The organism is Ensifer meliloti, assembly GCF_030064585.1.
In the GTDB taxonomy this organism is placed as follows: Bacteria; Pseudomonadota; Alphaproteobacteria; order Rhizobiales; family Rhizobiaceae; genus Sinorhizobium; species Sinorhizobium meliloti.
In genome coordinates this window covers 122248-135866 of record NZ_CP120364.1, presented here as the reverse complement: position 1 = coordinate 135866, position 13619 = coordinate 122248, and the positions used below count along the sequence as shown (strand labels likewise).

10 protein-coding genes are annotated in these 13619 nt (G+C 63.8%); 7 read left to right on the top strand and 3 right to left on the bottom strand.

Annotated features, from left to right (window positions below; all coding sequences use genetic code 11):
* Positions 1-99 precede the first annotated feature (99 nt).
* Together PZL22_RS00555 and PZL22_RS00550 are read left to right on the top strand one after the other, a co-directional pair.
* On the top strand, positions 100-1368 hold the full coding sequence (locus PZL22_RS00555; protein ID WP_003529090.1) for a 4-aminobutyrate--2-oxoglutarate transaminase: 1269 nt from the start codon (positions 100-102) through the stop codon (positions 1366-1368).
* Between the two features lie 115 nt (positions 1369-1483).
* A complete protein-coding gene (locus PZL22_RS00550) occupies positions 1484-2959 on the top strand; it encodes an NAD-dependent succinate-semialdehyde dehydrogenase (RefSeq protein ID WP_127614388.1) in 1476 nt (491 codons plus the stop codon).
* Positions 2960-3176: 217 nt separating this feature from the next.
* Here the strand turns inward: PZL22_RS00550 and PZL22_RS00545 are convergent, their stop codons facing one another.
* Entirely contained in the window at positions 3177-4355 is a 1179-nt protein-coding gene (locus PZL22_RS00545) for an acetate/propionate family kinase (RefSeq protein WP_003536475.1), read from the bottom strand.
* A gap of 104 nt (positions 4356-4459) precedes the next feature.
* On the opposite strand from PZL22_RS00545, the gene htpG reads away from it, so the two are divergent.
* The gene (htpG, locus tag PZL22_RS00540; RefSeq protein WP_003536473.1) at positions 4460-6349 is read left to right on the top strand and encodes a molecular chaperone HtpG; all 1890 of its coding nucleotides are present in this window, start codon (positions 4460-4462) and stop codon (positions 6347-6349) included.
* Between the two features lie 143 nt (positions 6350-6492).
* On the opposite strand, the gene PZL22_RS00535 is transcribed toward htpG, so the two are convergent.
* A complete protein-coding gene (locus PZL22_RS00535; protein ID WP_127516189.1) occupies positions 6493-7677 on the bottom strand; it encodes a CaiB/BaiF CoA transferase family protein in 1185 nt (394 codons plus the stop codon).
* A gap of 11 nt (positions 7678-7688) precedes the next feature.
* Entirely contained in the window at positions 7689-8876 is a 1188-nt protein-coding gene (locus tag PZL22_RS00530) for an acyl-CoA dehydrogenase (RefSeq protein WP_003536470.1), read from the bottom strand.
* 187 nt (positions 8877-9063) lie between these two features.
* Here PZL22_RS00530 and PZL22_RS00525 point away from each other — a divergent pair, with 187 nt between their 5' ends.
* From PZL22_RS00525 to phnC, 4 genes are all read left to right on the top strand, one after another.
* Positions 9064-10017: a LysR family transcriptional regulator gene (locus PZL22_RS00525; protein ID WP_003536467.1), complete on the top strand. Its 954-nt coding sequence runs from the start codon at positions 9064-9066 to the stop codon at positions 10015-10017.
* A gap of 78 nt (positions 10018-10095) precedes the next feature.
* A complete protein-coding gene (locus PZL22_RS00520) occupies positions 10096-11223 on the top strand; it encodes an NAD(P)/FAD-dependent oxidoreductase (protein ID WP_003536466.1) in 1128 nt (375 codons plus the stop codon).
* A gap of 102 nt (positions 11224-11325) precedes the next feature.
* Positions 11326-12579: a trimethylamine methyltransferase family protein gene (locus PZL22_RS00515; protein ID WP_003536465.1), complete on the top strand. Its 1254-nt coding sequence runs from the start codon at positions 11326-11328 to the stop codon at positions 12577-12579.
* A 166-nt stretch (positions 12580-12745) separates the two neighbouring features.
* A complete protein-coding gene (gene phnC, locus PZL22_RS00510) occupies positions 12746-13585 on the top strand; it encodes a phosphonate ABC transporter ATP-binding protein (RefSeq protein ID WP_003536464.1) in 840 nt (279 codons plus the stop codon).
* Positions 13586-13619 lie beyond the last annotated feature (34 nt).

Here is a 13619-nt window from a genome sequence, read left to right as displayed (position 1 = left end):
AGCAAATTTGATTTGCAATCCATCCTGAAAAATGTACCTCTTCCTGAGAAAAGTTGCAGAAAAAATGCAATATATTCCCTCTCGACCAGGACGACAACGATGACGAGCCTCACAGATCGCAAGAATGCAGCCATCTCCCGCGGTGTCGGAATGACCACGCAGGTCTATGCCGATCGCGCGGAAAACGCCGAGATCTGGGACAAGGAAGGCAACCGCTACATCGACTTTGCCGCCGGCATCGCCGTGGTCAATACAGGCCACCGCCACCCGAAGGTGATCGCCGCCGTGAAGGCGCAGCTCGACCGCTTCACCCACACCTGCCACCAGGTGGTGCCCTATGAGAACTACGTACATCTGGCGGAGCGCCTGAACGCGATCGTGCCCGGCAACTTCGCGAAGAAGACCATCTTCGTCACGACCGGCGCGGAAGCCGTCGAGAACGCCGTGAAGATCGCGCGGGCCGCGACGGGCCGCCAGGCGGTCGTCGCCTTCGGCGGCGGTTTCCATGGCCGCACCTTCATGGGCATGGCGCTGACGGGCAAGGTCGTTCCGTACAAGGTCGGTTTCGGCGCGATGCCGGCGGATGTCTTCCACGCCCCCTTCCCGATCGAGCTTCACGGCGTGACTGTCGAGCAGTCGCTTTCGGCGCTGAAGAAGCTGTTCGCGGCCGATGTCGATCCGGCCCGCGTCGCAGCGATCATCATCGAGCCGGTTCAGGGAGAAGGCGGCTTCTATCCGGTCCCGACCGCCTTCATGAAGGCGCTTCGCGAGGTCTGCGACCAGCATGGCATCCTGCTGATCGCCGACGAGGTGCAGACCGGCTTTGCCCGCACCGGCAAGCTCTTCGCCATGGAACATCACGGCGTCGCGCCGGACCTGACGACGATGGCGAAGAGCCTCGCCGGCGGCTTTCCGCTTGCCGCCGTCACCGGCCGCGCCGAGATCATGGATGCGCCCGGGCCGGGCGGCCTCGGCGGCACCTATGGCGGCAATCCGCTCGGCATCGCCGCCGCGCATGCCGTCCTCGACGTGATTGCCGAGGAGAACCTGTGCGAGCGGGCGAACCAGCTCGGCAACCGGCTGAAACAGCGCCTTGCGGCGATCCGCGAGAAAGCACCGGAAATCGTCGACATCCGCGGACCCGGCTTCATGAACGCCGTCGAATTCAACGACGTGAGGACGAACCTGCCGAGCGCCGAATTCGCAAACAAGGTCCGCCTCCTTGCCCTCGAAAAGGGGCTCATCCTGCTGACCTGCGGCGTCCATGGCAACGTCATCCGCTTCCTGGCGCCGATCACGATCCAGGACGAGGTCTTCGCAGAAGCCCTCGACACTATCGAGGCATCGATCCTCGAAGCACGCGGTTGACGGCTGCCGGGCCGGCCGCTATCGCGGTCACCCATGCCGGGGCGCATGATCCGCGCCCTCACAAGGAATAGAAGCGAGGCCTGCGGTCGCCGCAGGCGTCGTGGGAGGACGCCCGATGGCCCTGACGCCCGCACTCACCAGACACATCCGGCGGCCGAAGCTCTTCGCCTCCCTCGACGAGGTCACGCGGTCTTCCGGGCAGCCGGCCGGCCCCGTGTTCGATGTTTCCAACCCATCGACCGGCGAGCTACTGGCGACGCTTCCCGACATGGGGATCGATGACGCACGCACGGCTATCGACGCGGCCGCCCTCGCCCAGCCTCTCTGGGCCGGCAAGCCGGCCAAGGATCGCAGCATCATCCTGCGCCGCTGGCATGACCTGATCGTCGAGCATGCCGACGACCTCGCCGCTATCCTGACCGCCGAAATGGGCAAGCCCCTCGGCGAGGCAAAGGGAGAAGTCCTGCACGCCGCATCCTATGTCGAGTGGTACGCGGAGGAAGCCAAGCGCGTCTACGGCGAGACCTTCCCGGCACCCGCCAACGATCGGCGTATGCTCGTGATCAAGCAGCCGGTCGGCGTTGTCGGCACGATCACGCCCTGGAATTTCCCGGCCTCGATGGTCGCCCGCAAGATTTCCCCGGCGCTTGCCGCCGGCTGCACGATCGTCCTGAAGCCCGCCGAACAGACGCCGCTGGTGGCAGGTGCGATGTTCGCTCTTGCCGAGAAGGCGGGCTTCCCCGAAGGCGTACTCAATCTCCTCTACGCCTCTGAAGGCGCCCCGATCGGGCGCGAACTCTGCAGCAATCCCAAGGTTCGCAAGATCAGCTTCACCGGATCGACGGAGGTCGGAAGGCTCCTGATGCGGCAATGCTCCGACCAGATCAAGAAGGTAAGCCTCGAGCTCGGCGGCAATGCCCCCTTCATTGTCTTCGACGACGCCGATATCGACGAGGCGGTGGACGGCGCGGTCCAGGCGAAATTCCGCAATGCCGGCCAGACCTGCGTTTCGGCGAACCGGATTTATGTGCAATCCGCGGTGCATGACGCATTCGCCGAGAAGTTCGTCGCGCGCGTGCGCGAACTCACGGTCGGTGACGGTTTTGCTCCCGACGTCGCCATCGGTCCGATGATCGACGCCCACGCGATCGACAAGATCGAGGCGCATGTGGCCGACGCCGTAGCCAAGGGAGCGCAAGTGCGCTCGGGCGGCAGCCGGATCGGAACGACCGGCACCTTCTTCGAACCGACCGTGCTTACCGGCATCTCGCACGACATGCGCATCGCCCAGGAAGAGACATTCGGGCCGATCGCCCCGATCATCCGCTTCGAGACCGCCGAACAGGTGGTGGCCGAGGCGAACGATACGATCTACGGTCTCGCCGCCTATTTCTACGCCGAGAACCTCAAGCGGGTCTGGCATGTCGCCGAGGCTCTGGAATACGGCATGGTCGGCATCAATACGGGCCGCATGTCTTCCGAGGCCGCTCCCTTCGGCGGCATCAAGCAATCGGGCATCGGCCGGGAGGGCTCCCGCCACGGTCTCGAGGACTATCTCGAGATGAAATATCTCTGCATGGGAAACATCTGACCGGGTGCCGGAACGGCCCCCTCTGGCCTGCCGGCCATCTCCCCCACAAGGGGGGAGAATATGTGCAGCTTGCCATCTGTCTCATGCTGAACGCTTCTACATGTGGACGCTTCGGCTGAAGCGTGAAACATGCCGCAAATCGTCTCCCCCCTTGTGGGGGAGATGGCCGGCAGGCCAGAGGGGGTCTGTCGGAACGATCAGTTTTCGGGCCGGCTCTTCAAGAAGCACGGATGATCGCAAGCGTATGGCGGGCGATCATCAGTTCCTCGTCGGTGGGCACGATGTGGAGCGCGACACGGCTCCCTGCCTTCGAGATGACCGAGGCGCCTGCATCGTTTGCGGCGGGATCGAACTGCGCGCCAAGCCAGGCGAGACCTTCGGAAATACGGGCCCGGATCGGCGCGGAGTTTTCGCCGATACCGGCGGTAAAGACGAAAGCGTCGAGGCCGCCCAAGGCTGCGGCCAGCATGCCGGCATCGAGCGCGCAGCGATGCACGAAATGGTCTATCGCGAAGGAAGCGCGCGGGTCATCGCTCTCCAGAAGCTCGCGCATGTCGTTCGATATGCCGGAGAGACCTTTCAGGCCGGACCGGTGGTAGAGGAGGTCCGACACGGCTTGTGCACTCATACCCTGGTCCGTGAGCAGGTGGAGAACGACGCCGGGATCCAATTGGCCCGGTCGCGTGCCCATCGGCAGCCCGTCAAGCGCGGTAAAGCCCATCGTCGTCTCGACGCTGCGTCCGTCCTTCAGCGCGCACATCGACGCGCCGCTGCCGAGATGGGCGACGATCACCCGGCCGCGGGCGACCTCCGGCGCCACCTCGCGCAGCCGACCGGCGATATACTCATAGGAAATCCCATGAAAGCCATAGCGCCGCACACCTTGCTCATAGAAGGTGCGCGGCAGGGCGTAGCAATCGGTGTGCTCGGCACGGCCCCGATGGAAGGCCGTGTCGAAACAGGCAACCTGCGGCACGTCGGGCTTGATTTCCATGGCGAGCCGGATCGGCGCGAGATTGTTGGGCTGGTGCAGCGGCGCGAGGTCCTGATAGCTTGCCAGACGGTCGAGCACCGTCGTGTCGATCAGCACCGGCCGGACGTAATCCGGACCGCCATGCACCACCCTGTGGCCGATCGCCCGGAGGTCGAAACCGCGAAGCGTCGCCAGCCAGTCGCGTGCTACCGAGAGGGCCGCGGGAAGGTCGCTAACGGCGGTCGCATCTAAGCGCCGATCGATGAGCTCGGTGCCGTCGGCTGCCGTCGCCTTCAGGCGCGGCTGGGTTCCGATGCCGTCCAGTTTCGCACGAACCTGCCGCTCGAGCCCCGCCGTGGCGATCCCGAAGATCTGGAACTTCAGGCTGGACGAGCCGGCATTGATGACGAGCAGCGCTTCCATCGGATAGGAGCTTCGCACCGAAGCGGGGCTGCCGCAAGACGACCCTTGAAATTCAGGCCGCGGCTTGCCAATTGGGAGCAAACATCAAGGAGGCCGAAAACGCGATGAGTGAAGTCGAAACGTCCGTAGAGAAACATGTCTTCGAAGCCGATGTGGCGAAGCTGCTGCACCTGATGGTGCACTCCGTCTATTCCGACAAGAACGTCTTTCTCCGCGAACTGATTTCGAACGCGGCCGACGCCTGCGAAAAGCTGCGCTACGAAGCGATCGTCGCCCCGGAGCTCCTCGGCAGCGATCCCGCCTCGCGCATCACGCTGACGCTCGACGAGGAGAATGCCCGCCTGGTCATCGAGGACAACGGCATCGGCATGGGCCGCGACGAGCTTGTCGAATCGCTGGGCACGATTGCACGCTCCGGCACGCGCGCCTTCATGGAGCGGATCGAAGCAGCGCAGAACAAGGACGGCGCCCAGCTCATAGGCCAGTTCGGCGTCGGCTTCTATTCGGCCTTCATGGTCGCCGACAATGTCGATGTCGTTTCCCGCCGCGCCGGTACCGACAAGGCCTGGCACTGGGCATCCGACGGCAAGGGCAGCTACACGGTTTCGGCGGTCGATCTCGCGGACGCGCCGGCGCGCGGTACGCGCATTACGCTGCATCTGATGGACGACGCCAAGACCTTCACCTCGCGCTGGACGGTCGAGCGCATCGTCAAGGAGCAGTCCGGTCACGTGCCGGTTCCGATCTCGATCGTCGAAAAGCCCGGAGCAGAACCGGCACAGGTCGCAGACGGCACGGCGCTCTGGACGAAGCAGAAAAGCGAGATCAGCAAGGACGATTATACGGATTTCTATCGCGGCGTTGCCGGGCAGTATGACGAGCCGGCGTTGACGGTACATTTCCGCGCCGAGGGGCGCCACGAATATACCGCGCTTGCCTTCGTGCCGGGCTCGAAGCCCTTCGATCTTTTCGACCCCGATCGCAAGGGCCGGATGAAGCTCTACGTCAAGCGCGTCTTCATCACCGACGAGGCGGAGCTGCTGCCGCGCTACCTGCGCTTCGTACGCGGCCTTGTCGACACGGCCGACCTGCCGCTCAACGTCTCGCGGGAAATGATCCAGGAAAGTCCTCTTCTCGCAAATATCCGCAAGGGGCTGACGAACCGCGTCCTGACCAGCATCGAAAAGCTTGCGGAAAGCGATTCCGAGGCCTTCGCCAAGATCTGGGAAAACTTCGGCAGCGTGATCAAGGAGGGCATTTACGAAGATTTCGAGCGGCGGGGCCAGCTTCTTGCGCTGTCGCGCTTCCGCACGACCGCGGATGACGACAAGCCGCGCGCCTTGAGCGACTACGTCAAGGAGATGAAGGAAGGCCAGTCGGCTATCTACTACCTGACCGGCGACAACCTCGCCCAGCTGAAGGCGTCGCCCCAGCTCGAAGGTTTTCGCGCCCGCGGCATCGAGGTGCTTCTCCTGACGTGCCCGGTCGACAGCTTCTGGGTGACGACCGCGCCCGACTTCGATGGAAAGCCGTTCAAGTCGATCACGCAAGGTGCGGCAGATCTCGCGGGCATCGCCAAGAAGGACGATGCGGCCGCCGCTTCCCCGGAAGCAGGCGCCGCAGTCACCGACTTCGTGAGCTTCGCCAGGGAGACGCTCGGCGAGGCTGTTTCAGACGTGCGAACCTCCGACCGGCTGACGGAAAGCGCCGTCTGCCTGGTTGCGCCCGAACAGGGACCGGACCGGCAGCTCCAGAAGATGCTGCAGGGTGCCGGGCGTATCGAGGGCGCGCCAAAACCCGTCCTCGAAATCAATCCCGGCCATCAGCTGATCGCCGCGCTTGCCACCTGCCCCTCGGAGGACAAAGCCTTCCGCGAGGACGCGGTCAAGCTTCTCCTCGACCAGGCACGCGTCCTCGACGGCGACAGGCCCGAGGACCCGCGCGCCTTCGCAGAACGGCTGTCGCGCGTATTCGGCCGTGCTTTGAAGGAGTGAGGAAAGCCCCTCATCCGGCCTGCCGGCCACCTTCTCCCCGCAAGCGGGGCGAAGGGGACTCGGGGCGGCCTCGCACTCGTCCCCTCGCCCCGCTTGCGGGGAGAGGGTTAGGGTGAGGGGGATATATTCAGGCTGAAATTAACTTATCCCCCCTTCGACGAACTCATTCCGATCTCCGCCAGCACTTCCTCCGTATGTTCCCCGAGCCGAGGCACGCCACGGTCCAGGGCAAGGGTTGCGCCGGAAAAGCGGATCGGCGTTCTGACGCCCGGCGATGTTCCCGCGGCTGCACCGGTATGCGGCGTGTCCACCCGCATCTGCCGATGAACGATCTGAGGGTCGGCAAATACGTCGGCGATGGTGTTGATGGGGCCGCCGGGAACGCCTGACGCTTCGAGCTTTTCGAGCAGCGTGTCCCTCTCGTACTTCCCGGTTTCCGCCGCAAGTTCCGGCGTCAGGCTGTCGCGGTGCTGCACGCGGTCTGCATTGGTGCGGTAGCGCGCGTCGGCCGCGAGGTCCGGTCGGCCGAGGAGTTCGCAGAATTTCACGAATTGGCGGTCGTTGCCGACGGCGACGATCAGGTGTCCGTCGGAGGTCGGGAACACCTGGTAAGGTGCGATATTCGGATGGGCATTGCCGAGCCGGCGCGGCGCCTTGCCGGAAACGAGAAAGTTCAGCGCCTGATTGGCGAGCACGCCCGTCATGCAGTCCAGCAGCGCCATGTCGATCTGCTGGCCCTCGCCCGTGCGTTCCCGCTGCGCCAGGGCCGCCTGAACGGCGATGACACCATAGAGCCCCGTGAAAATATCGGCAAAGGCAACGCCGATCTTTTGCGGTTCGCGATCCGGCTCGCCCGTCAGGTCCATGATGCCGCTCATGCCCTGGACGATGTAGTCGTAGCCGGCGCGGTGAGCATAGGGCCCGTCCTGACCGAATCCGGTCACGGAGCAATAGATGAGGCGCGGATTGACTTTCCTCAAACTTTCATAATCGAGGCCGTATTTGGCGAGACCGCCGACCTTGAAGTTCTCGAGCAGAACGTCGGCTTGCGCGGCAAGGCGGCGCACCGCCTCCTGCCCCTCTGCGGTCGTAAAATCGAGAACGACAGACCTCTTGCCGCGGTTGCACGCGTGGAAATAGGCGGCATCCAGCCTTTCGTCGTCTTCGCCTGTCACGAAGGGAGGTCCCCAGGTCCGGGTGTCGTCTCCGGCCGGGCTCTCGACCTTGATGACGTCAGCGCCGAGATCGGCAAGGGTCTGCCCGATCCAGGGCCCCGCCAGAATGCGGGCAAGTTCGAGCACGCGGATGCCCTTGAGCGGCGCTTCCATGGCGGCGGCGCTCAGAAGAAGGCCTGCAGCCCGGTCTGGGCGCGGCCGAGGATCAGCGCATGCACGTCGTGCGTGCCCTCATAGGTGTTGACGGTCTCGAGGTTCATCATGTGGCGCATGACCTGATATTCCTCGGAAATGCCGTTGCCGCCGTGCATGTCGCGGGCCATGCGTGCGATATCGAGTGCCTTGCCGCAATTGTTGCGCTTGACGATGGAGATCATCTCCGGCGCCATGCGGCCTTCGTCCATCAGCCGTCCGACCCGGAGCGAGCCCTGCAGCCCGAGCGCGATCTCGGTCTGCATGTCGGCGAGCTTCTTCTGGAAAAGCTGGGTCTGTGCGAGCGGCCGGTTGAACTGCTTGCGGTCGAGACCGTACTGGCGGGCCGCATGCCAGCAGAATTCGGCCGCGCCGAGCGCGCCCCAGGAAATTCCGTAGCGAGCACGGTTGAGGCAGCCGAATGGTCCCTTCAGCCCCTCGACGTTCGGCAGCAGCGCCTCCTCTCCGACCTCGACATTGTCGAGGACGATTTCGCCGGTGATCGAGGCGCGCAGCGAGAGCTTGCCTCCGATCTTCGGTGCGGAAAGGCCTTTCGCGCCTTTTTCCAGCACGAAACCCCGGATGGCATTGTCATGTGCTTCCGATTTCGCCCAGACGACGAAGACATCGGCGAGCGGGGCATTGGAGATCCACATCTTGGAGCCGACCAGACGGTAGCCGCCCTCGGTCTTGATCGCTCGGGTCTTCATGCCCGCCGGATCGGAGCCGGCGTCCGGCTCGGTCAGCCCGAAGCAGCCGATCCACTCGCCGCTGATAAGCTTCGGAAGGTACTTCCGCTTCTGCTCTTCCGAGCCGTAGGCGAAAATCGGATAAATGACGAGCGACGATTGCACGCTCATCATCGAGCGATAGCCGGAATCGACGCGCTCCACCTCGCGTGCGACGAGACCGTAGGCGACGTAGGACGCGCCGACGCCGCCATAGGTGTCGGGCACGGTCACGCCGAGCAGGCCGAGGTCGCCCATCTCGCGGAAGATCGACGGGTCCGTCGTCTCCTCGCGGTAAGCATCGATCACGCGCGGCTGCAGCTTTTCCTGGGCATAGGCGCGCGCCGTGTCGCGGATCATCCGCTCGTCTTCGCTCAGTTGATCCTCGAGGAGGAACGGATCGTCCCACTGGAATTGGCTTTTGCCGGCCATCTCTATCTCCCGTCGCATTGTCGCGTCTGTGTTATCGCAAGCCGGATCAAGGCTTTCAAACGAAATTGAGACACTGGCTCATGCGCCCGCTGCATGATTCATCTGATCGACGCCGTGGCGATTGGCCTTGTGCAAGCGACCATTCTTCTGAATATGCATAAAGTACATTTTCGCTCCGCCGGCCACCATGACCAACAACCGCCTTGAACGTTTCGCCCACAATCTCGATTGGAACCTGTTGCGCACCTTCGTCGTGGTCGTCGAGGAAGGCAGCATCACGGCGGCCGCAAATCGGCTGCTCCTGCAGCAGCCCGCCGTCAGCATGGCCCTCAAACGGCTCGAGCAGACCATCGGGCAGAAACTGATCGACCGCCGTCCGGGGCGTTTCGATCTGACGGAAGCGGGTGAGAAACTGCACCTCCAGTGCCGCGACATCTTCGCGGCCGTCATTCGCCTGCCGCATGTTCTGGAAACGGCGGGCGAGGAGATCACCGGCCATCTCAACATCCATGCGGTGAGCCACGCCCACAATCCCGCCTGGGACCGGAAGCTCGGCAGCTTCTTCCGCATGCATCCGAAGGTCACGATTTCCATGACGGTGGCAACGACCGTCGACGTGTTGAGCGCCGTCGAGCGCAACATTGCGACGATGGGTCTTTGCGACGGCATTATACCGGAGGGTTTGAACAAGAGCTTCCACATACGCGAACGCTACGCGCTCTACTGCGGCCGCGGCCACCGGCTTTTCGGCGTCGAAGGTGTCGATTTCCACGATCTGCGCGGCGATCCTTACATCGCCTTCATAGCGGATGTGCTCGGCGGTCAGCACATGAATTCCGTGACCGCAGTCCGCGCCGTAGGCTCCTTTGGCCAGCAGGTTCGGGGCGTCTCCTGCAACGTGGAGGAGGTTATGCGGCTGATCGCCGCCAATGTCGGGATCGGCATGCTGCCCGACCATATCGCCAGCGAGTCCGTAGCCGCGGGAGATTTGTGGCAGTTGCCCCCCTATCGCGACCTGCCGACGACCGACGTTTTCCGCATTTCGAATCCGAATTCCATTCTCAATCCGGCCGAAGCCGCCTTCCTCGCCCATGTCGCCGACACCGAAGCGTTGGATCATTGCCACCATCAGCAGGATTGATAGCGACATTTGCCACTATAAATTTGAGCGGTGCCCGAACCGTCCCTATTCTCCGCCGGCAAGTTGCGGGAGCGGTACATGCCAAACTACGACGTGGTGATTATCGGGGGCGGGATCGCCGGCTTGTCGCTCGCCTATTTTCTGAGCCCGCATCGTTCCGTCGCCGTCCTGGAACGGGAGGAGGCGCTCGGCTATCACAGCACCGGCCGCTCGGCCGCCGAGTTCGTTCTCAGATACAACGCGCCGGAGATCTGCAAGCTCGCGACGATATCGAGGGCCTTCTTCGATCGGCCGCCGGAAGGCTTTAGCGACGTGCCGCTGCTAAGGCAGCGCGGCGGCGTGATGATCGCGGGTGCCGGGAAACTCGATCGATTTGAAAAGCTGCTCGCCGAAGAACGCGAATTCACACCAGAAATCCAGCGGCTCACGAAGGACGAGGCGCTTGCCTGCGTTCCGATCCTCAAGCCCGACTATGTCGCAGCCGCCTTCCACGACCCGAATTTCTGGGACATCGAAGTCGAGAACCTGCTCCAGGGCTACGTCAAGGGCGCCCGCCGCAACGGCTGCGACATCCTCGAGCGCCATGAAATCCTTGCCGCTCGGCATCATGGATCGGGCTGGCTGCTGGGCACGGCGGCCGGTGAGATCGGGGCCAAGGTCGTCGTCAACGCGGCCGGTGCCTGGGCGGACCCGGTTGCCGCGATCTTCGGCGTAAGCCCGAGCGGCATCGTCCCGCATCGGCGCACCGCCATCACCGTCGACCTGCCTGCAGGCATAGATGCAGCAAAGCTTCCGGAAATCAACGAGGTAGACGAAGACTTTTACATGAAGCCCGAGGGAGGGAGGCTGCTCGCCTCGCCCGCCGACGCGACGCCGTGCGAAGCATCGGACGTTCAGCCGGAGGAGATCGACGTCGCCTGGGCCGCACACTACGTCGAGGAGGCGACGACGGTCCCGGTAAGAAGAATCGTCAAGAGCTGGGCGGGTCTGCGCAGCTTTTCCCCCGACCGGCTTCCGGTCATCGGTTTTGCGCCAGGCTGCCCGGATTTCTTCTGGCTGGCCGGCCAGGGGGGCTATGGGATCCTGACTTCGCCTGCGCTGGGCGCTCTGGCGGCTGCCCTACTGAGCGGCACCGCACCGCCCGCAGGCTTCCGGGCCGAAGGGCTCGATCCCCGACAATTCGACCCGGGTCGCCTGCAGAGCTGAAGCAATTTCGCGAACCGGGTCGCAATCGCGACAAATTCCCGCCCGCAGACGTGATACCTAGCTCGACAAAGGGCAGCGCGCCCAGCCAATTGGAAATCGCCGATGCTTGGTCTGCAATCGATCTCGAGTTCCGATCTCGGATCGGCCCTGACGGGCCACGGGATCATCACGGTCGACGAGTCGGCGCTCGGGCAAATCGAAGCGGGAGCAGATCGCGTCCTCGAAGAGGTCGGCATTCGGTTCGAGGACGACCCGGAGACGCTCGACCTCTGGCGCGAGCACGGCGGAATCATAAAGGACGACTGCGTTTTCCTCGAAGGGTCTCGCCTGCGTCAGATCATCAGGGGAAGCGCACCGCAGAGCTTTGTCCTTAGAGGCCGCAATCCGGACCGCGACACCAGAATAGGCGCTGGCCAACCTGCGGCCATCGCACCGATCTACGGCGCGCCGAACGTCCTGCTCCCTAACGGCCGCCGCGCTGCCGGATCGCTGGAGATTTACCGACGGCTGGTCTCGATGGCCCATGCGGCACCGGCAATCTCGAACACGGGCCACATGATCTGCGTGCTGAACGATGTGGCGGAGGCCGACCGGCCCATGGAGATGGCGCTCGCCCACCTCACACTGTCCGACAAACCGTTCATGGGCACTATCGCATCTCCGGAAGCCGCTGAACAGGTGATCGACGCGGTCTCGATGGCGGTCGGGCGGGAGCCGAAGGCCGGAGAATGCGAACTGCTGCACCTGATCAACGCCACGCCGCCGCTGACGTACAAGGAAAATCCGCTGAAGTGCCTGCGCGCAATCGCGCAGCGCCGTCAGGCTTGCATGGTGACCTCCTACATGATGATGGGAGCGACGTCGCCGGTGACCGGTGCAGGCACGTTGATCCAGGGATATGCCGAGGTCCTGGCAGGGCTGGCCCTCGCACAGCTCTGGTCGCCGGGCGCGCCGGTGGTGATGGGACTGTTCGGCATTCCCTTCGATATGCGCAGCATGCTGCCCTGCTATGGCGATCCTGCCTCGCATCTGATGCAGATCTATGCGGTCCAACTCGCTCGCCGGCTGGGCGTGCCGGTTCGCGGCGAGGGCGGCGTCACATCGGCTAAGATGGACGACGGCCAAGCCGGCAGCGAAGGCGCGCGTGCGACCGCAGCTTCGTTGCTTTCCGGCGCCGATTTCATCCTCCACGGGGCCGGCTGGCTCGAACAAGGCCGGTCAGTCTCCATCGGCAAGTTCAAGCGTGAAGCCAAGGCGATTGCCGAAAGCTGCGGCTTCGGCGCCGACCAATCCGCACTTCCGCTGCCGTTCGATCCGCGGTTGGAAGCCGACCTGCGCCGCAGGCTGCGGGGATGACGGGTCTCACAGGTCACGATGACTTCGGCCGAAGCGTTCGAGGTTCATGAACCGCACCTGTGCACTGTTACAGAACCTACACGAAACTGACACTGCGCTTTCATGAAGCGCGGATATGGCAGGGTCATACCGATGACCGGTCTCCCCGAAAGAGGAACTGCTGCCAATGTTTCAGTTGAAGAACGTAACCCGCCAGTTCGGCAAGAAGACAGCCGTCAGCTCGGTTACCTTCGACATACCGCATGGTCAGATGGTTGGCATTATCGGTCGCTCCGGCGCCGGCAAGTCGACACTCCTGCGCATGATAAACCGTCTCGTGGACCCCTCATTCGGCTCGATCGAATTCGCCGGCGTACAGGTCTCCTCGCTCAAGGGGGCGGCTCTGCGCAAGTGGCAGCGCGACTGCGCGATGATCTTCCAGCAGTTCAATCTGGTGCCTCGCCTCGACGTGCTGACCAATGTTCTCCTCGGGCGGCTCAACCATCGATCCACCGTACTGAGTGTCCTCAACATGTTCAGCCGCGAAGAGCGCATCATGGCGATCGGTGCACTGGAGCGTCTGGGGATCGAACAGACCGCCCTTCAGCCGGCCGGCACGCTCTCGGGTGGGCAGCAGCAGCGCGTCGCAATCGCCCGCGCGCTGATGCAGCAGCCGAAGGTGCTGCTCGCCGATGAGCCGATCGCGTCGCTCGACCCGCTCAACGCCAAGATCGTGATGGACGCGCTGCGCGACATCAACGAGCGCGACGGCATCACCGTGATTACCAATCTGCATACGCTCGATACCGCGCGGAACTATTGCGAGCGGGTCATCGGCATGGCGCATGGCCGGGTCGTCTTCGACGGGCAGCCGAAGGATCTTACCGCCGCCGCGGTCGCGGCGATCTATGGCGCGGAAACGGCGATCGAGGAGTCGATGACCTCGACCAGCATCAACATCCCCGCGGAACCCTCGCGGGAAACAGCATCGGCCGGCTTGAAGCCGCTGGCACTGGCCGGCCCTTAAGGTCCGCCGCGATCGAATGCCCGCGTCAAGGGCG